Source organism: Paraburkholderia solitsugae, assembly GCF_013177695.1.
Taxonomy (GTDB): Bacteria; Pseudomonadota; Gammaproteobacteria; order Burkholderiales; family Burkholderiaceae; genus Paraburkholderia; species Paraburkholderia solitsugae.
Map to the genome: position 1 here is coordinate 133,477 of NZ_WOEY01000166.1, position 18,928 is coordinate 152,404.

Genomic DNA, 18,928 nt, shown 5'->3' on the forward strand with positions numbered 1-18,928 from the left:
GCCCTCCCGGACGCTCACGCTACCGGGAGGGCAATGTGTTTTAGAACGTATAAGCCAGCTTGCCGAATGCCGTACGGCCCAGCGTGTTGTAACCGTACGCGGTGGCGTACTGCCGGTTAAAGAGGTTCGACAGATTGGCGGACACGGTGAGATGCGAATTGACCTTGTAGGTGGCACGCAGTGCCACCGTTGTATACGACGGCAGATAGGTCGTGTTGAACTGGTCGTCGAAGGTCGATCCGCCGTAAAGCAGAGAGACGCCGGTGCTGAGGGCGTGCAGATGGAACTCGTCCCACGTGTGATCGACGCTCAGGCTGACTGTCTGGCGCGGGCGGCGGTTAAGCCACGTCTGGTCGGTGACGTCCTGCGGATTCAGAATGCCGATCGCCAGACTGACCGGCGTCGATTTTCCGATTGTGCCCTTGTATGACAGATCGATACCCTGGATGTGCGCCCGCCCAATGTTGACGGGCAGAAAGGTCGCGGAGTTATAAGAGATGAGGTCATGGACCCGGGTGTCATAAACGGCAGCCGTGAAGGTGCCGAAAGACGTCGAGGCATCCAGTGCGGCCTCGATCGAGTCGCTGCGCTCGGGCACCAGGTTCGGGTTCGCGTAGCCCGGATAGTACAGATCGTTGAAAGTCGGCAGGCGGAATGCATTGCCATACGAGAGTCGCGCCGTATAAACCGGCGTGATCGCATAGGCCACGGCGACATTGCCGGTATTGACCGTCTGGCCCTGAACAATCTCATGGCGGCCCGCAAGGAACACCGTCAGTGCGCCGAGCGTGGCTGACTGATGGAGCGAGACAGACGAATCGTTGCGCGCCGGCAAGCCTTGAGGGACATCGACCGGCAGGAACGCCAACTGACGGCTAAAGTCGTAGGCGAGTTTCGTCTCTCCGGACAGCGGCAGATTGAACAGCGTCAGCCCGCGTTCCTGATGCGTCAGCGAGGTTGACGTGCTGAAGCGCGTCGAGTTGAACTCATCGCTCGGAATGGTCGGATCGTTCGCGTAGATGAACTGGCGGTCTGTGGCGTAGCCCACCGATTGGTCAAACTGCGTGGACGGCGTGATGTCCAGATGAAACGCGACGCCCGTCGTCAACTGATAATCGGCCTGCCGGTCGTTGCCGCCTGCATTGTCGTAAGACAGATCGGACCTGTGGTACAGGGCGAACGTGGAGAGCGACCAGTTGTCGTGCGCATAGCCGAGGCGGGCATTCACATCCTGCGCATGGTACGGATTGCGGCCGTCCTCGTGGCCATAGGCATACGGCTGGGTCGCATCGATCCCCGCGGTGTTGTAGTCGTGCAGACCGAGCGAGTAGGTCAGTCCCGACAGTGCCGAAAGCGGACCCGTGGACGGGATACTGCCCGACGTGCGGATTTGCGTATCGAAGGTCTTGTTCGAGCCGCCGCCTACAGAGACCGTGGTCCGGTTCGGCTGATTGGATGCATGATTGGTGAACAACTGCACGACGCCGCCCATCGCATCCGCACCGAACGACGCGGCCGCCGGCCCCGAAATGACCTCGACGCGGTCGAACGCTGAGGTCGGCAGATCCGCCCATTCGGCTATCCCGGTGGTCGCGGAACCGATCCGGATACCGTCGATAAACACGGCGACCTGATTGGCTGATGAACCCCGGATACTGACCGAGGCGCCCGAGCCTGGGCCGCCGTTTTGCGAAACGGTGACGCCGGGCAGCGTGGCGAGGGCTTGCGTGATACTCGGGTCGGCGGGTGACAGACGCTCGAGATCGGCCCGCGTCAGGACCTGAGTCGTGGCGAAGCGTTGGTCGAACGATTGCGGCAGGTGTTGTGTGTCGCCGGTGACGAGAATATTCGGCAGCGTGGTTTCCGCCGGCGCCTGCTCAGACGGCGGCAACGACGTGTCGTCCGCGGCCTGTGCAACCTGCCACGCCGAGACGGTCAGGGCAGAGGTGATGATGAATTGACGGAACTTCATGATGGGGATGTGCGCGTTCTTGTAGATTCTTGTAGACAGTGGGCAGCCTGGCTGCGGCCACCAGGCCTAACGTTTGACGGGATAGGCTTCCAGCTCGTCATAACGCTTCATGCCATAGATGACGAACGCCCAGATCCAAGGCGCCAATATTGAAAACGGCGAGAACGCTATAAATGCCGGTGACGCGTCGGCGCAAGGTTCCTGTGGGGAACCGGTTTGAACAGCAGTGGACATGACAGATCCTGAGGTTTGGGCTGTCGTTGCAACGAGCGACCGCATAGGCGGTGCTTGCGCATCGGGACACCCCGCCCCGGTGCGGCTGCGCAGACCTCGGTTTGATGGCAGGTCTCCTGGCTCGCGGGTCAACGTCACGTGCCGACCTTCCCGGTGTTCCAGTGGTCATGAGTGGCACGGACTCGCCGCGTACAGTTGCGGGGGCAGCCGCAGACTCGGAGCATGGCTGCTCGTCCTGCGTTCCCTTTTGATCCCGGTGACGGGAACCATCAGCGCGAAGCGTACCGATGCGTAGTGGCTGCCGTCAACCACCACGGCGCTTACGGTGCGCTGCTCATCATTATTGGTGCGGGTTCGTTGTTTCTGTCACCTAAGGCATTGATATGGCATGACTGAGTGCTTTCAGTAAGCTTCTGACGCAACGTCTTCGCGGCCTGAACCATATTGTTCAACGCGGCTTCTGTCTCGGGCCAGCCGCGTGTCTTCAAGCCGCAGTCTGGATTGACCCAAAGCCGTTCGGCCGGCACCACTTCGCAAGCTCGTTCGAGCAACTGCTGCATTGCATCGGCGCTCGGCACACGCGGCGAATGGGTGTCATACACGCCCGGTCCGATGCCATTCGGATAGGCGAACTCGACAAAACCGTCGAGCAGTTCCATTGAGGAGCGCGAGGTTTCGATCGTGATGACGTCCGCGTCCAGATTGGCGATCGCAGGCAGAATGTCGTTGAACTCCGAATAGCACATGTGCGTATGAATCTGCGTGGCGTCGGACACACCGCCCGCGGCAATCCTGAACGCGCGCGCCGCCCATTCCAGATACGCCGGCCAGTCTTCCTGGCGTAATGGCAAGCCTTCGCGGAAGGCGGGTTCGTCGATCTGGATGATCCTGATGCCGGCTTTTTCAAGGTCGATCACCTCGTCGCGAATCACGAGCGCCAACTGCAGCGCCGTGGTCGAGCGGGGCTGGTCATCGCGAACAAATGACCATTCGAGCATCGTCACCGGTCCGGTCAACACCCCTTTCACCAGGCGTTCCGTCAGAGACTGCGCGTGGCAGGCGGCGTCCACCATCATGGGTTCAGGCCGATAGACGTCACCGTAGATGATCGGCGGTTTGACGCACTGTGAGCCGTAGTTCTGGACCCAGCCGTTTTCCGTGAACGCGAAGCCCCAGAGCTTATCGGCAAAGAATTCAACCATGTCGTTGCGCTCCACTTCACCATGCACGAGCACATCGAGTCCGAGTTCCTCCTGCTTGCGAATCACGCTTGCCGTTTCGGCGCGCATCCGTTCAAGGTAATCGAGTGCTCGCTTCTCGCCCCGCTTGTACGCGGCGCGAGCTTGCCGGATGGCCGGTGTTTGCGGAAACGAGCCGATCGTGGTGGTCGGTAACAGCGGGAGCTTCAGTGAGTGCCGCTGCACACGGCTGCGGACAGTGAAGGGGCTCTTGCGGCTCGCCATCGCATCGGTGATGCTCGCCACCTTTCTTTGAACGAGGACGTTCATGACAGCGCCCGAGGCACGTCGTGCGTCGAGCGCGGCATCTGCCGCAGCGAGCGCCGGCTCAGCAGCAACCGGGTCGCGGAGCGCGAGCGCAATCGTGCTGAGCTCGTTGAGTTTCTCGGTCGCAAAGGCGAGCCATGACTTAAGCTCGGCGCCGAGTCTTGTTTCGGAGGCTAGCGTGACCGGCACGTGAAGGAGCGAGCATGACGGTGCGATCCAGAGGCGCTCACCGCGTTCCGCGTGCAGCGCATCCAGCGAGCCGACGATTTCGCCCAGATCCGCGCGCCAGATGTTCCGGCCGTCGATCACACCTGCCGATAGCACTTTGTCGGCGGGCAGCGCGCTTCGCCATACGTCGAGCTGTTGCGGAGCCCTGATCAGATCGATGTGGACACCGTGTGCGGGAAGTTGCGACACCCGCGGCGCGTGATCGGCCGCCGTGTCGAAATAGGTCCCTAGCAAAACCTTGACGCCCGAGACGCCCAGCACGTCGTACGCTGCCGAGAATGCCTCGAGCCATTCCCCGTTGAGGTCGAGGCACAAGGCCGGCTCGTCGAGTTGAACCCATTCGATGCCGCGTTGTTTGAGTGTGTCGAGAATGCGCATGTAGCGGATCACCAGCTTCGGCAACAGCGACAGACGGTCAAAGCCCGGAACAGGACTCTTGGACAGCCACAAGTAGGTGATCGGCCCGATCAACACCGGCTTGACCGGCAGATTCAACGCGAGTGCCTCGTCGATTTCGTCAAAGAACCAGTCGACTCCGCCATTGAAGGTCGTATCGGGTCCCAACTCCGGTACCAGGTAGTGGTAGTTGGTGTCGAACCACTTGGTCATTTCCATGGCCGGCTGGGCTTTGTTACCCCGAGCGAGTTCGTAGTACTGCGTCAGCGAAAGCCTCGCCGGTTCGAACCCGAAGCGCTCCGGCAGCGCGCCGAGCAGCGCGCTCAGGTTCAGCATCTGATCGTAGTAAGCGAAGTCGCCGACGGCGACAAAATCCAGCTTCGCCGCGCGTTGCAATTCCCAGTGCCGGATGCGAAGTTCTTTCGCGATGCCCTTGAGATAGGCATCGTCGGACTCTCCGCGCCAGAACGATTCCTGTGCGAACTTCAGTTCGCGCTGCGCGCCGATGCGCGGAAAACCAGAGATGTGAGTGCGGGCCATGAACAATCCTTGCTTGAATAGCCCGCAGTGTGAGAGTCACGCTATGATTCAACAAGCGACATGTTTTCATTACCGTATGAGCCACATTCATATCAAAGCGATTCACGCTGTCTTTCACCGCGTTTCTCAGCGCCGGCCCCGCCATGCTTGAACTGCGCCATCTTCGTTCGCTCGTTGCCATCGCCGATTCCGGCAAGCTGGTCGCCGCCGCTGAGCGGGTCAATCTGAGCCAGTCCGCGCTTTCGCACCAGATCCGCGATATGGAGGCCCATTACGAGGTGTCCCTGTTCGAGCGGACCCGCCAGGGCCTGCGTTTTACCGCGGCGGGCGAGCGGCTATTGGCGCTGGCGCGTGAATCGATCGCGGCGGTCGCTGCGGCTGAACGGGATCTGGTCCGGCTCAAGGGCGATGTACGGGGCGAGCTTCGGATCGTGCTCGAGTGCCATACCTGTTTTGACTGGCTCATGCCGGTGATGGATGAGTTTCGCCGCCGTTGGCCGGAGGTGGAAGTCGATCTGGTCGCCGGCTTTCATGCCGAGCCGATGAGGCTGCTGAACGATGGCAAGGCGGACGTCGTCATCGGCTCAAAGCCGTCCACCCGGCGCAATCTGCATATCGCGCCGCTGTTCCGCTTTGAAATTCAGGTGGTGATGGCCAATGAGCATCGTCTGCGGAACAAGCGGCGTGTCGGGCCGGAGGATTTGCGCGGTGAGACGCTGATCACCTATCCGGTGCCGGAATCACGCATCGACCTGATTCGCGAAGTGCTGGAGCCGTCCGGCATCAAGCTCGAGCGCCGCACGGCGGAGTTGACCATAGCGATCATGCAACTCGTGGCGAGCCGCCGGGGCATCGCTGCGCTGCCGAACTGGGGCGTCAAGAACTATGTCGACCATGACTATGTGGTCGCCAAACGGGTCGGCACGGGCGGGCTGTGGAGCGAACTCTATGCGATAGCGCCGAAAGGCATTGCGGGTCGCCCCTATTTCGATGATTTTGTCCGGATCGTCCGCGACATTTGCGCGGCGCAACTGGACGGCATCGAACTGCTGTCCGATAGCGATTGAACACCGGCGTCAAGTAACCAGGAGTGTGCAGTATGAAAAAAATTCTGATCATCGGGATCGGTGCGGGGAACCCGGAGTACCTCACCGTTCAGGCAATCAACGCGCTCAATGAGGTCGACGTGTTCTTCGTGATGGATAAGGGGGTTGCGAAGGAGAAGCTGGTTGCGCTTCGCAAGGACATCATCGAGCGCTATGTCAAGGATGATGGCTATCGGATCGTCGAGGCAACGAGTCCTGAACGCAGGCGAGACGTCGCCGATTATCTGACTGCCGTTGAAGACCTGAACCGCGATAAGCAACGCGTATTTGAACGGCTCATTTCAGATGAACTGAGCGATGGCGAGTGCGGCGCGTTCCTCGTGTGGGGCGACCCGTCGCTTTACGACAGCACGATACGTATCCTCGATGCCATCGTGGCAGGCGGAAAACATGAATTCGACTACGAGGTCATTCCGGGCATCAGCAGTGTGCAGGCGCTGGCGGCCCGGCACAGAGTGCCATTGAATCACATCGGCCGCTCGATCGAGATCACGAATGGCCGGGGGATTGCCGAAGGGTTTCCGAGCAATGTCGACAGCGTCGTCGTGATGCTGGACTCGCAGAATGCCTACCGGCACCTCGCGGATGAAGATCTGGACATCTACTGGGGGGCGTACGTGGGAACGCCCGACGAAATTCTCATTTCAGGCAAGCTGCGAGACGTCATGGATGACATCGAACGCGTCAGGGCCGAGGCTCGCCGCACCCATGGCTGGATAATGGATACCTATCTGCTGCGTAAGCGTGGCGGCGTGTGACGCGTAGCCGTGCGCTGGGCAAGCCGCACGGCATTGGGGGCGTACTGGACCTTAGGCGGAAGCGCGCAGCGTCTTGGCCGCCGCCACCATGTTGATCAATGCCGGAATGACTTCTTCCCACTGACGCGTCTTCAGGCCGCAGTCCGGGTTCACCCACAGGCGCTGCGCCGGAATGCGTTCAGCGGCTTTCTTCATCAGCTGAACGATGTGCTCTTCGGTCGGGATGTTCGGCGAGTGAATGTCGTACACGCCCGGGCCGATCTCGTTCGGATAGTTGAAGTTGTCGAACGCGTCCAGCAACTCCATATCCGAGCGCGAGGTCTCGATGGTGATCACGTCGGCGTCCATGTCGGCGATCGAGGCGATGATGTCGTTGAACTCCGAATAGCACATATGCGTGTGGATCTGCGTCTCGTCATCCACGCCATTGGCGGTGATCCGGAACGACGTCACGGCCCAGTCCAGGTATTCCTGCCATTGCGACTTGCGCAGCGGCAGACCTTCGCGCAACGCCGCTTCGTCGATCTGGATGACACGCACGCCAGCCTTCTCGAGGTCCAGCACTTCTTCGCGGATCGCCAGCGCGAGCTGATAGCACGACACCGAACGCGGTTGGTCGTCGCGCACGAAGGACCAGTTCAGAATCGTGACCGGGCCGGTCAACATGCCCTTCATCGGCTTGTTGGTGAGCGACTGGGCGTACTTGATCCATTCGACGGTCATGGCCTTCGGGCGGCTGATGTCGCCGAACAGGATAGGCGGCTTCACGCAACGCGAGCCATACGACTGCACCCAGCCGAACTGGCTGAAGGCGTAGCCATCGAGCTGTTCGCCGAAGTATTCCACCATGTCGTTACGCTCGGCTTCACCGTGCACCAGCACGTCCAGACCCAGCGCTTCCTGTTCGCGCACGCTGCGTTCGATCTCGGCGCGCATCGCAGCCTTGTAACCGGCTTCGTCCAACGCACCGCTCTTGAACTGGCTGCGCGCATGGCGGATCTCGCCGGTCTGCGGGAACGAGCCGATGGTCGTGGTCGGGTAAGCCGGCAGCTTCAACCGTGCAGTTTGCTTGTCGGCACGCGCCGGATAGGCGTTCTTGCGTTGACCCAGGGCCGGGTTGATCTTCGCGAGGGCAGCCTTGACTACCGGGTTGTTCACACGCGGTGACGCACGGCGGGCGGCAATAGCGGCACCGTTAGCAGCCAGCTCTGCCTTGACGGCGTCGCGGCCGTTGTTCAGGGCGGTCGCCAGCACTTTCAGTTCGCCCAGCTTTTGCAGTGCGAAGGCGAGCCACGAGCGGACTTCCGCATCCAGCTTCTGTTCGCTGTCCAGATCCACCGGTACATGCAGCAGCGAGCACGACGGTGCGATCCAGAGGCGCCCGCCCAGTTGCTTTGCGACCGGTTCGAGCCAGTCCAGCACGCCGTTGAGGTCCGTCTTCCAGATGTTGCGGCCATTGATCACGCCGAGTGACAGCACGCGGTCCTGAGGCAATTGTGCAATCACCGCATCGACTTCAGCGCGGGCATTGATTGCATCCAGATGCAGGCCTTGTACCGGCAGTTTGCACGCGAGTGACAGGTTGTCCAGCAACTGGCCGAAGTACGTCGCCAGCAACAGCTTCACCTTGCTGTTCGCGAGCGCCTCGTACGCGGTGACGGTCGCTTGTTGCCATTCAGCGGACAGTTCGGTAACGAGGATCGGCTCGTCGATCTGGGCCCATTCGACGCCTTGCGCTGCCAGCGTGGCCAGCAGTTCAGCGTAGACCGGCAGCAGGCGCGGCAGCAGAGCCAGCTTGTCGGAGTCGTCCTTGGCCTTGCCGAGCGCCAGATAGGTCACGGGGCCGACGATCACCGGCTTGGCCTTGACGCCTTGTGCCTTGGCCTCAGCCAGTTGTTCCAGCAGGCGCGACGGGTCGAGTTTGAATTCGGTGCTAGCGCTGAATTCGGGGACGATGTAGTGATAGTTGGTGTCGAACCACTTGGTCATCTCGCCGGCAGCGACGCCACCGCAGCACGCGCTGTGGTCCTCGGCACCCTTGGCCGAACGACCGCGGGCGACGCGGAAGGTGTTGTCGAGCGTATCGCCGTGGAAGCCCTGCACACGTTCCGGCAAGTTTCCCAGCGTGAAGCTCATGTCCAGCACCTGGTCGTAGAAGGCGAAATCGCTCACGGCGGCCAGACCCAGATCGGCCTGGTGTGCCCAGTGACGCTGGCGCAACTGGGCGCCCAACGCTTTAAGTTCGCCGAGCGAGGACTCGCCTTTCCAGTAAGACTCGAGTGCGAATTTCAGTTCGCGCTTCGCGCCGATGCGGGGGAAGCCCAGATTGTGTGTCGTTGCCATCGTGTCGCCTTGATTCGGTCAGGTTGCGGATCCGTGGATCGTATCGAAGGCGACTTATGAAGTAAAATGGTGTTAATTCAACAAACCATTAGTTTTGCTCATGTACGATCATGCTTGAGAGAATTCATCTGGCCATCGTCCAGGCGGTGGACAAGCACGGCTCCCTTACCGCGGCGGCGGACATTCTGTGCGTGACGCAATCCGCACTGAGCCACTCCATGAAGAAGCTGGAGCAGCAACTGGGTGCCGACGTCTGGTTGCGCGAGGGGCGCAGCCTGCGCTTGACTCAGGCCGGTCAATACCTGCTTGCCGTTGCCAATCGCGTGTTACCGCAACTGGCGCTCGCCGAAGAGCGCCTTGGCCAGTACGCGCAGGGTGAGCGCGGCGCGCTGCGCATCGGTATGGAATGCCATCCCTGCTACCAGTGGTTGCTCAAGGTGGTCTCACCCTATCTTGCGCGCTGGCCGGACGTGGATGTCGACGTCAAGCAGAAATTCCAGTTTGGCGGAATCGGCGCGTTGTTCGGCTATGAGATCGACCTGCTTGTGACGCCTGATCCGCTCTACAAACCGGGCTTGCGCTTCGAACCGGTGTTCGACTACGAGCAGGTACTGGTGGTGAACCGCGAGCACCCGCTGGCCACCGTCGACTATGTGAAGCCGGACCAGTTGACGCAGGAGGTGTTGGTCACGTATCCGGTGGAGACCGACAGGCTCGATATCTACAATCAGTTTTTGATGCCGGCTGGTGTCACGCCACGGCGCCACAAGGTGATCGAGACCACCGATATCATGCTGCAGATGGTGGCAAGCGGCAGGGGCGTCGCGGCGCTGCCGCGCTGGCTGGTGGAAGAGTATGCCGGCAAGATGAACGTCGTGCCGGTACGTCTGGGGCGAAAGGGCATCGCCAAGCAGATTTTCCTGGGCGCGCGCGAGACAGACACTGAAATTGACTACCTCAAGGCCTTTGTTGACCTGGCTCGCAAGCTCAGTTTGCGCAACTGAACATCCATTGGACTCCAAACCAATCGGTTAGCTTGCCAAAGTCTCTGCTGCCAGCGATAAGGTCGCGTATCTCCTGCGTGGCTGCTCACGCGCTCGTGGACGCTTCCAGTTCGGCAAGACGCTTGCGCAACAAGCGATCCTCCTGGAAACGGCTGGTTTCGTCGCGAATCACGGCGACGATGCCGGTGAGCTCGTTTTGCGGCGAATGTAGCAACGCAACCGTAAACGCAATCGACAGTGGCCGCCCGTCCTTATGCCAGGCGGGGACACGCAGCACGTCGTTGCCATAACGGGTTTCGCCTGTTGCCATGGTCTTGTGATAGCCGTCCCAATGGCGGCCGCGCAAGCGTTCTGGAATGATCAGGTCCAGCGATTTTCCCAGTGCCTCGCCTGACGTAAAGCCGAACATACGTTCGGCGGCAGGATTCCAGACGGTGATGCTGCCGCCGGCATCGGACATGATGATCGCGTCGCCGATTGAGTTGACGAGTTGCTCGAAGTCGATAGCGCTTTGCATGGTGTTCCCTCGAATGCAAAAACGCAGATCCCTAACGAGGAAACTGCGCTGGATACGGCGTTGAAAACGGCGCCCACGAGGAACGCAGTATCCGCAGGCCCAAGCCGACAAACGGGCCTGCGGCGTCACACCATCACTCGATTAAACCGCTTTGACTTCGCGCAGATTGAAGATGTCCTGCTTGCTGTAGCCGAGGCTCGCCAGCACTTCGTCCGTGTGTTCGCCGAGCAGCGGCGACGCCGTGACTTCCGGTTTCATATCCGAGAACTTGATCGGGCTGCCCACCGTCAGATACGAGCCGCGTTTCTTGTGCGGCACTTCGACAATCGTGCCGCTCGCGCGCAACGACGGATCGTTGGCCAGTTCCTTCATCGTCAGCACCGGCGCGCAGGGAATGTCGAACTGACGCAAGATGTCGACCGCTTCGAATTTGGTCTTGTCGGCGAGCCAGGCTTCGATGGTGCCGAAGATCTCGAAGATATGCGGTTGACGTGCTTCAGCGGTCTTGTAGGCGGGATCGTTGATCCACTCGGGTTTGCCGAGTGCCTTGCAGATCGGCTCCCACGCATGGCCCTGGATCGTGAAGTAGATATACGCGTTCGGATCTGTTTCCCAGCCTTTACACTTGAGCACCCAGCCCGGCTGACCACCGCCGCCCGCGTTGCCGCCGCGCGGCACCACGTCGCTGAATTCGCCGTGCGGATATTGCGGATATTCCTCAAGATAGCCCACGCGCTCCAGCCGCTGCTGGTCCCGCAGCTTCACGCGGCACAGGTTCAGCACGCTGTCCTGCATCGACACGGCGACCTTTTGACCTTTGCCGGTTTTGTCGCGCCCTAGTAGCGCAGTCAAAATGCCGATCGCCAGATGCATGCCGGTGTTGCTGTCGCCGAGCGCCGCGGCGCTGATGGTCGGCGGACCGTCCCAGAAGCCCGTGGTGGACGCCGCACCGCCCGCACATTGCGCGACGTTCTCGTAGACCTTCAGGTCGTCGTAGTGATGGCCGTCGCTGAAGCCCTTCACCGAAGCGACGATCATCTTCGGATTGAGTTCGTTCAGGCGTTCCCATGAAAAGCCCATCCGGTCCAACGCGCCCGGTCCAAAATTTTCGACCAGGACGTCAGATTCGCGAATCAGCTTTTCGAGGACTTCCTTGCCTTCGGGCTTTTTCGTGTCCAACGTCAGCGACTTCTTGTTGCTGTTGAGCATCGTAAAGTACAACGCGTCGGCGTCGGGGATGTCGCGCAACTGGTTGCGCGTGACGTCGCCCGAACCTGGCCGTTCGACCTTGATCACATCGGCGCCGAACCAGGCGAGTAACTGGGTGCACGCGGGGCCGGCCTGAACGTGGGTGAAGTCGATGATTTTGATGCCTTCGAGAGGTTTGCTCACTTTGCTATCTCCGTGTTTGCTCTGGGTTACTTTTTCATCGCCGCGCTTTGCGGATTCAGATTGGTCAGGCGGCCGCTTTCGGTGCCGGCCGCTTCATCGATGACGGCATTGATCAAGGTCGGCTTGCCCGATGCGATCGCTTCGACAAGCGCCTTCGTCAGTTCTTCCGGTGTGGTCGCGTGGTGGCCGACACCGCCGAATGCCTCGATCATCCTGTCGTAGCGCGCACCCTTCACGAACACGGTCGGTGCAACGTCCTTGCCGCCCGTCGGGTTCACGTCGGTGCCGCGATACACGCCGTTGTTGTTGAATACGATCGTGCACACAGGCAAGTCGTAACGGCAGATGGTTTCGAGTTCCATGCCGCTGAATCCGAACGCGCTGTCGCCTTCGATTGCGACAACCGGTTTGCCGCTCGTCACCGCCGCGCCGATCGCAAAGCCCATGCCGATGCCCATGATTCCCCACGTGCCGGAATCGAAGCGTTTGCGCGGCTCATACATATCGATGATGCTGCGCGCGTAGTCGAGCGTGTTCGCGCCTTCGTTGACGACGTTGATGTCCGGACGCGTCTTCAGCACATCGCGGATCGCACGCAACGCGCTGTGGAAATTCATCGGCAACGGGTTCTTGTCGAGCGTGGCGGCCATCTTTGCGAGGTTCTTGCTCTTGCGCTCAGCGATCGCGCCGGTCCACTCAGCGCCCGGCTTTTCGAAGCTCGCATCGAGACCTGTGCGAAGTGCCGCTACGCACGAGCCGATATCGCCGATCACCGGTGCGGCAATCGCGACGTTGCTGTCGATTTCGGTCGGCGAAATATCGACCTGGACGAACTTCTTCGGCTCCGCGCCCCATGTTTTGCCCTTGCCATGCGAGAGCAGCCAGTTCAGGCGTGCGCCGATCAGCACGACAACGTCGGCTTCCTGCAGCACGAACGAGCGTGCAGCCGACGCCGATTGCTCGTGCGTATCGGGCAACAGACCCTTGGCCATCGACATCGGCAGATACGGAATGCCACTTTGTTCGACGAACGCGCGAATCTCCGCGTCAGCCTGCGCGTACGCCGCCCCCTTACCGAGCAGGATCAGCGGACGCTTCGCGCTCTTCAGCACATCGATCGCACGCTTGACCGATTCCGGCGCCGGCAACTGACGCGGCGCGGCGTCGACCACTTTGACGAGCGACTGCTGCGCCTTCGCGGCGTCCAGCGTTTGCGCGAGCAGCTTGGCCGGCAAGTCCAGATACACGCCACCTGGGCGGCCCGACACCGCGGCACGGATCGCGCGCGCCACGCCGATGCCGATGTCTTCCGCATGCAGCACGCGGTACGCGGCCTTCGCATACGGCCTGGCCGCATTCAATTGATCCATCTCTTCGTAATCGCCCTGCTGCAGATCGACGATTTCGCGCTCGCTCGAACCGCTGATCAGGATCATCGGGAAGCAGTTGGTGGTCGCATTGGCGAGCGCGGTCAGGCCGTTCAGAAAGCCCGGCGCCGACACCGTCAGGCAGATGCCTGGCTTTTGCGTCATGAAACCGGAAATGGCCGCTGCGTTGCCCGCGTGCTGTTCATGACGAAAGCCGATGAAACGCATCCCTTCCGCTTGTGCAAGTCGCGCGAGGTCGGTGATCGGAATACCGACCAGTCCAAAGATGGTGGTGATGTCGTTCAGTTTCAGCGCGTCGATGACGAGATGGAATCCGTCGGTCGTCCCGGCTGCCTGTTGCTGCAGGGTCGCTTCTTCTGTGGGCCTATCGGCTTCTGCCATGATGTCTCTCCTTGGTCACGGGGCGTGTGAGGTTCGTCGTGAGTTGCGCGCTCACGTTGTTGTTCATTCAGGCGAGCCGCTGGACGACGGCTGCAGCCGCGCTTCGGCGATGACCGCGCCAGCGGGCGCGCCTGAGTTTTCGATCCAGCACTTTCTCATGGGTGCGAGGATGAACTTCGCGGACACGGCTGCCGCGATCGAGATCACCGCAGCCGAGATGAACACGGTGCTCCACCCGCCGTTCGCCGACAGCACCGATGCGATCGGCACCAGCATCGACGCGGTACCTTTCGCGGTATAAAGCGTCCCCGCATTGGCCGCGGCGTATTTGCTGCCGAACGTGTCCGCGCAGGTCGCCGGGAAGATCGAGAAGATCTCGCCCCAGCACAGGAACACCGTGGCGGCGAAGAACATGAATGCGTAGGGGTTGTGGCCGAACTGCATGAGCCCCAGCAGCGCGACGCCTTCGCCGAGAAAGATCATGAACATCGTGTTTTCGCGGCCGATGCGGTCCGACAGAAAACCGCACAGCGGACGCGTGAAACCGTTGCACAGGTTGTCGATCGACAGCGTCATCGTGAGCAGCGGCAGCGTGATGCCCAGCAGATTCACCGGCAGTTTGGCAAAGCCGTATTCCTTCGCGATCGGCCCAAGCTGCGCGGTCGCAATGATCCCGCCGGCAGCGACGAACACGAACATCAGATACAGGACCCAGAAGAGCGGCGAACGGATCATCTCGCCGGGCGTGTAGTCGATCTTGCTTGCGACCACGCGTTTGGCCGCGACCGCGGTGGCGGGCGGCTTCGGCCGTATCAGCATGGTGGCGAGCAGCAGAATAGAGACGCCCTGGAAAATGCCGAAGAACATGAACGTGTGCTGGTAACCCGAGCGCTGGATCATGTTGGCGATCGGAATCACGGTGACGGCGGCGCCGGCACCGAAGCCTGCCGCGGTCAAACCCGCCGCGAGCCCGCGCTTGTCCGGAAACCATTTGAGCGCCGTGCCGACGCAGGTGCCATACACGCAACCCGCGCCGATACCGGCGATCACTGCGGCGACGTAAAGCTCGGCGAGACTGCTCGCGTGCGCGTCGATGATCCAACCGAGTGCCGCGCACAGCGAACCGCCGATCACAACCGGGCGCGGTCCGAACTTGTCGACGAGCCAGCCTTCGACCGGCACGAGCCAGGTTTCGGTGACGATGAAGACCGTGAACGCGGTCTGGATCGCCGCTTGGCCCCAATGGTGGACGTTGTCCATGGGTACGACGAATAGCGTCCACGCATATTGCAGGTTCGCGACGAGCCCCATGCACACGATGCCGATCGCCAGTTGCACCCAGCGGTGGTGCCTGAACGCCGTACCTCTCCCGGATACCTTGGAAGGTTCCATGTCTTTCGTCTCCTGTAGTTTCCGTCGCGCTCGAGCGGCGCGTTGGACATACGTGATCGAATTGCTTCATCGCCCGTTTGTCTGCGGGCGATAAGGCGCCAGTGGTCGGTCAGAGGGAATTGCACTAACGAAACGCTTTACCCGTTGAACGCACAACAGCCGGGTAAAAGGTGTTTCGCGTGGAGCGCTTCTGAGGGGATGCTGCGCGTGAACAGCGATAAGGAAAAGTTAAAACATTTTATGGTTTGCATTAGGCATCCCTAATAGATAGGTTGCCTTTGCCGACTATGGAGTGATGAGAAACACGACGCTGCTCCCACTGAGCGGGCGTGAGGTGCACCGCAAGAACACGCGCCAACCTCCCGGCGCGTTTGCGTTCGGGGGATTTTTTGGTCAACGAATTCGTGGATTGCGGAGGTCACCTATATTGACACGCGGCTGCTGCGCAGTTGGCCGGAGGGGCAGGGAGGGTCACTGTCCCGGCACACAGATGTCGCTACTGTCGTAGCGGAGGAAAACGGATATATAAACAAAACACTATCGTCTTTCGAAAAAACTTTAACTGTTGTTTATTGATGCGCGCTCCTATTCTTGCTCATGCCACTTGCCTGAAGGAGACGACCATGAATCCATCCCAGTTCGACGCTCGCGACAGCGCGCTTGATGCGGAAGTCGAGGCGCAACTGTGCGCCTACAACAGCGCTTTCGATGAACTCGGCCTGCGCTTCCGTTGGGATGCGCGCACGCTGGCGTCACTCGCCATGATCGACGGTGAGGAGGCGCAGATCGCCGCTTACATCGAAGCGCATCACGCGCACTTGCTGAATGCTTATAGCGCCGGGTTTCTGAGCCGGGCCATTCTCGAGAAGAAAAAGGCTCGCTGTCCAGCGCGCGTACCGATGCGCGTCGAAAGCGCGCCACCTCTGAGCGGCGTCGTCCATCAGTCAAAGATGATCAGCCGGCGCGAGCACGTGTCGTACGAGATCGCGCTGCCGGCGCTGGCTGGTGTTTAGACGCGGCGCGCGCCGCTCGATTGATCCGCCATGGTCAATCAGGCGACAAACTGGCACTGCGACGCCGGCGTGCGTGTGTCCATGTTGCGACCGCGGTTCATGTGGTCGTCAACTTCAGCGGCGCACCCGAGCATGCGTGGATACAGGAAGATCGTAAACGCCGCTGTCTCGAGCGCCGAGCCGGTATATCCGCCGCTGCGATACGGCTGCCACAGCATCCTCAACAGCAGCGCGGCAATGACCGCGTCCACGTTGACGCAATAGACGTTGCGCGACACGCCTGCATCGAACAAGGTTTGCACCAGCGTGCGATAGAACTCGTGGAAGACGTTGTACTCGTTGCGGCTGGCCATCAGCTCGCGAATGAAGACCTCGCGCGGATCGTAATTGACTGGCTTGTCCTTGAAGACCGGGTGATTGACGCCCGGAATCTTCTGGATGTCGAGGCTCCCGGTGTTCTTCTTGTTCGACTTGTAACGGGCGTAGGCCTCGACATACTTCAAGGCCAGCGCCTGCAGGTCGATACCATGGTTTGGATCGCCCGGATCGACCAGGCCCGTGTCCTTGAACTGCTCGATCAGGAAGGCGATACCTTCGTAGCCGTTGCCGCCGTGGGTGTAGCCGGTGTGTGTCAGGAAGCCGACCAGGCCCTTGTTGAGTTGCACCCGCTCGGGATCCTCGGGTCCGTCGGCCGAGACCGCGCCCTTGGCGCCCTGGGCCGAGATCGTGCCTGGCCCGTTGGACAGCAGCAGCCCCACCAGCACCTGGAAAGCGAACAGATCGGCCGGCTGGGGTGCGAAGCCAAGCAGCGCGACGAATGCGATTTCGCTGATTGGCCGGTTCTGCAGGATCTCGCTCATCGCGATGCCACAGAAGCTGTCTGGCTGATGTTGGTCCGCGTTCACCGACGCGCCGATCAAGGCGCCGAACAGGCGCAGCCACCACGGCAGGCTCTCAGCAGTCAGGCGGGAGACGCGTTTGCGCAGCAGCGGCCCCCACGCCAGGGTAGCGCTGATCGCGGCAAGCACGGCATCCGCGGTGGGATGGCCGGGTAGTCCTTGCAGGTAACGCACGAAGACCGACTTCGCGCCTCTGGCGCGCAGCCCCTCGAGCATCGCCTCGGCGCGGGCGTCGGGGTCAGGGCGGACGAACAGGCTAGGGTCATCCACCTTGATCCGGCTCAGATCGAAGCTTTCGTCCAGCGCGTCGCTCATGCCGGCCGCCATGAAAGCGTCAATCAGCGCCCGCGTGGCCTGGCGCGCCTCGCCTTGGGCGCGCGGCCCGAGGATGCTGGCGGCAGCGGCCAGCACCGTGTTGGGCGCATTGCCGGCCTCGCGCGCAGCCTGCGCCGCAGCGAGGGCCGGGTGACCGTACAAGTTGAGGCCGGCGCCGATGGCGACATTGATCAGCCGCCGGTCGTTCTCGCCTCCGGGTTCGTGCAACAGCGCGAGGCTGACGTTGGCTTCCAGCGGGTACTGCGCGGCGTCGAGCATCGACACACCGTACAGGCTGGTGACTTGGCTCCTGGCATCCATCTGCGAGGCGCCCGAGGCGTCCTTCAGCGTCTGGCGCGGCGGCACCGCGCCGATCTGCCGGTTCAGCGCCGTGATCTGTTCGTTATATGGCGCGCTCGCCTCGACGACCGGCAGGTCGAGCTCGGGCGGTAAGGTCAGACCGTGGCTCGCACCGAACCACGGCTTGAGTGCAAGATTGCCCTCTGACGCGAAGTCCGGCCGGCAGGCGTTCTCGCCCATCACCGCAGTCAGTGCGGCCGGAATGTGGGCAATGTTGGTCACGAGTGCGCCCTTGGCGGAGAACACGGGCTGCTCGGGCGTGAAGATGCCGTCCACGCCGAATTTCTCCATGAACCAGCGTTCCTTGCTAAGGGCGTCGTCGGCACCACCGGCCATGGCGCCGGCATGTCCGACCGCGCGGGTCAGCTTGGATTTCCAGCGCCCGACCACGCACGCCACCACCGGCTTGGTGAAGGTGGCATCGAGCTCGTAGTAGCCACCGGGCTCGACATAGAGCACTGCCGCCTTGCTGCGTGCATCGTTGGAGAGCGCAAAGGCGAACTCGGGCGCCGCGAAGTGGATATAGACATCCTTGCCGCACGAAATCGAGGTGGTGGTGCCCCAGCCGGCCATGCGCAGATAGGTCGCGATGGTGGTGGTGAAGTTGCCCGAGTTGGAGAAGATCGCGATCGAGCCGCGGCGCAAGGCTTCCTCCGGATGGTCGCCGCCCAATGCGCCGCCGATCCGAACCTGGTTCCAGGCATCGGCCACGCCCAGGCTGTTGCCGCCGAAGATGTCAATGCCGTTGGATTGACCCATCGCGCGGATCTCGCGCGAGTCGTGCACGGCCAGCTTCTCGGTGACGATGAAGATCTTCTTCAGATCCGGATTCACCCGGATCAACTCGGCCACGCCGTCACGCGCCGCCGCGGGCGGCAGGTAGATCACGCCGCAGTTGAAGCGATGGCCGTCATTGATGCCTTCCAGAACGTTGTTGTAGACCGGCACGTTGCCCAAGGACGTCTCCAGCACCTGGCCGCGCTTGCCCGGCGCGGTGCCGAACACGACATTGCCGCCCGAATAAACATGGCCTACCGGTGTCACGTCGCTCGACTCGCCACCCAGGATGTTGAGCACGCAGACCCGGTCTTCACGCGTGGCCACCTGGGCGAGAGAACTGATGCCAACGAAATACTTGAAATCGCCTACGCCTTGCTTGTACATGACATGCTCCTTATGCGCGGG

General features: G+C 61.4%; 13 protein-coding genes and 1 riboswitch. Of the genes, 4 read left to right on the forward strand and 9 right to left on the reverse strand.

What is annotated here, in order from left to right:
- Positions 1-40: 40 nt before the first annotated feature.
- The 3 genes from GNZ12_RS41310 to metE (GNZ12_RS41320) all read right to left on the reverse strand — a co-directional run bounded on the left by GNZ12_RS41310 (position 41) and on the right by metE (GNZ12_RS41320) (position 4,875).
- The gene (locus tag GNZ12_RS41310; protein ID WP_172318351.1) at positions 41-1,972 is read right to left on the reverse strand and encodes a TonB-dependent receptor domain-containing protein; all 1,932 of its coding nucleotides are present in this window, start codon (positions 1,970-1,972) and stop codon (positions 41-43) included.
- 66 nt (positions 1,973-2,038) lie between these two features.
- A complete protein-coding gene (locus GNZ12_RS41315) occupies positions 2,039-2,206 on the reverse strand; it encodes a hypothetical protein (RefSeq protein WP_172318353.1) in 168 nt (55 codons plus the stop codon).
- Positions 2,207-2,295: 89 nt separating this feature from the next.
- A riboswitch (cobalamin riboswitch) is annotated at positions 2,296-2,492 on the reverse strand.
- Positions 2,493-2,526: 34 nt separating this feature from the next.
- On the reverse strand, positions 2,527-4,875 hold the full coding sequence (gene metE / locus GNZ12_RS41320) for a 5-methyltetrahydropteroyltriglutamate--homocysteine S-methyltransferase (protein WP_172318355.1): 2,349 nt from the start codon (positions 4,873-4,875) through the stop codon (positions 2,527-2,529).
- Positions 4,876-5,018: 143 nt separating this feature from the next.
- Between metE (GNZ12_RS41320) and GNZ12_RS41325 the strand changes: the two genes are divergently transcribed.
- On the forward strand, positions 5,019-5,942 hold the full coding sequence (locus GNZ12_RS41325) for a LysR family transcriptional regulator (RefSeq protein WP_172318357.1): 924 nt from the start codon (positions 5,019-5,021) through the stop codon (positions 5,940-5,942).
- Positions 5,943-5,974: 32 nt separating this feature from the next.
- Positions 5,975-6,739 (forward strand): precorrin-6A synthase (deacetylating), encoded by a 765-nt coding sequence (gene cobF / locus GNZ12_RS41330; protein WP_172318359.1) that lies wholly within the window; start codon positions 5,975-5,977, stop codon positions 6,737-6,739.
- A gap of 51 nt (positions 6,740-6,790) precedes the next feature.
- On the opposite strand, the gene metE (GNZ12_RS41335) is transcribed toward cobF, so the two are convergent.
- Complete coding sequence (gene metE / locus GNZ12_RS41335; protein ID WP_172318361.1) at positions 6,791-9,082, reverse strand: 5-methyltetrahydropteroyltriglutamate--homocysteine S-methyltransferase; 2,292 nt, start codon at positions 9,080-9,082, stop codon at positions 6,791-6,793.
- A 110-nt stretch (positions 9,083-9,192) separates the two neighbouring features.
- Here metE (GNZ12_RS41335) and GNZ12_RS41340 point away from each other — a divergent pair, with 110 nt between their 5' ends.
- A complete protein-coding gene (locus GNZ12_RS41340) occupies positions 9,193-10,086 on the forward strand; it encodes a LysR family transcriptional regulator (protein WP_172318363.1) in 894 nt (297 codons plus the stop codon).
- 85 nt (positions 10,087-10,171) lie between these two features.
- Here GNZ12_RS41340 and GNZ12_RS41345 read toward each other — a convergent pair whose 3' ends face one another.
- From GNZ12_RS41345 to oxlT, 4 genes are all read right to left on the reverse strand, one after another.
- Complete coding sequence (locus GNZ12_RS41345) at positions 10,172-10,603, reverse strand: PAS domain-containing protein (RefSeq protein ID WP_172318365.1); 432 nt, start codon at positions 10,601-10,603, stop codon at positions 10,172-10,174.
- A gap of 141 nt (positions 10,604-10,744) precedes the next feature.
- Complete coding sequence (gene frc, locus GNZ12_RS41350) at positions 10,745-11,995, reverse strand: formyl-CoA transferase (protein WP_172318367.1); 1,251 nt, start codon at positions 11,993-11,995, stop codon at positions 10,745-10,747.
- A 26-nt stretch (positions 11,996-12,021) separates the two neighbouring features.
- Positions 12,022-13,764, reverse strand: coding sequence for an oxalyl-CoA decarboxylase (gene oxc, locus GNZ12_RS41355; RefSeq protein WP_172318369.1), 1,743 nt, complete (start codon positions 13,762-13,764; stop codon positions 12,022-12,024).
- Between the two features lie 63 nt (positions 13,765-13,827).
- Positions 13,828-15,156 (reverse strand): oxalate/formate MFS antiporter, encoded by a 1,329-nt coding sequence (gene oxlT / locus GNZ12_RS41360; protein ID WP_172318371.1) that lies wholly within the window; start codon positions 15,154-15,156, stop codon positions 13,828-13,830.
- Positions 15,157-15,779: 623 nt separating this feature from the next.
- Between oxlT and GNZ12_RS41365 the strand changes: the two genes are divergently transcribed.
- The gene (locus GNZ12_RS41365) at positions 15,780-16,169 is read left to right on the forward strand and encodes a hypothetical protein (RefSeq protein WP_172318373.1); all 390 of its coding nucleotides are present in this window, start codon (positions 15,780-15,782) and stop codon (positions 16,167-16,169) included.
- Between the two features lie 38 nt (positions 16,170-16,207).
- On the opposite strand, the gene GNZ12_RS41370 is transcribed toward GNZ12_RS41365, so the two are convergent.
- A complete protein-coding gene (locus GNZ12_RS41370; protein ID WP_172318375.1) occupies positions 16,208-18,907 on the reverse strand; it encodes a CoA-binding protein in 2,700 nt (899 codons plus the stop codon).
- Positions 18,908-18,928 lie beyond the last annotated feature (21 nt).

What these genes read in the sequence shown, in the direction of transcription:
- GNZ12_RS41315 (WP_172318353.1), bottom strand. Translation starts at nt 2,206, where the DNA reads ATGTCCACTGCTGTTCAAACCGGTTCCCCACAGGAACCTTGCGCCGAC.
- GNZ12_RS41340 (WP_172318363.1), top strand. Translation starts at nt 9,193, where the DNA reads ATGCTTGAGAGAATTCATCTGGCCATCGTCCAGGCGGTGGACAAGCAC.
- metE (WP_172318361.1), bottom strand. Translation starts at nt 9,082, where the DNA reads ATGGCAACGACACACAATCTGGGCTTCCCCCGCATCGGCGCGAAGCGC.
- oxc (WP_172318369.1), bottom strand. Translation starts at nt 13,764, where the DNA reads ATGGCAGAAGCCGATAGGCCCACAGAAGAAGCGACCCTGCAGCAACAG.
- GNZ12_RS41345 (WP_172318365.1), bottom strand. Translation starts at nt 10,603, where the DNA reads ATGCAAAGCGCTATCGACTTCGAGCAACTCGTCAACTCAATCGGCGAC.
- GNZ12_RS41310 (WP_172318351.1), bottom strand. Translation starts at nt 1,972, where the DNA reads ATGAAGTTCCGTCAATTCATCATCACCTCTGCCCTGACCGTCTCGGCG.
- oxlT (WP_172318371.1), bottom strand. Translation starts at nt 15,156, where the DNA reads ATGGAACCTTCCAAGGTATCCGGGAGAGGTACGGCGTTCAGGCACCAC.
- GNZ12_RS41325 (WP_172318357.1), top strand. Translation starts at nt 5,019, where the DNA reads ATGCTTGAACTGCGCCATCTTCGTTCGCTCGTTGCCATCGCCGATTCC.
- metE (WP_172318355.1), bottom strand. Translation starts at nt 4,875, where the DNA reads ATGGCCCGCACTCACATCTCTGGTTTTCCGCGCATCGGCGCGCAGCGC.
- cobF (WP_172318359.1), top strand. Translation starts at nt 5,975, where the DNA reads ATGAAAAAAATTCTGATCATCGGGATCGGTGCGGGGAACCCGGAGTAC.
- GNZ12_RS41365 (WP_172318373.1), top strand. Translation starts at nt 15,780, where the DNA reads ATGAATCCATCCCAGTTCGACGCTCGCGACAGCGCGCTTGATGCGGAA.
- GNZ12_RS41370 (WP_172318375.1), bottom strand. Translation starts at nt 18,907, where the DNA reads ATGTACAAGCAAGGCGTAGGCGATTTCAAGTATTTCGTTGGCATCAGT.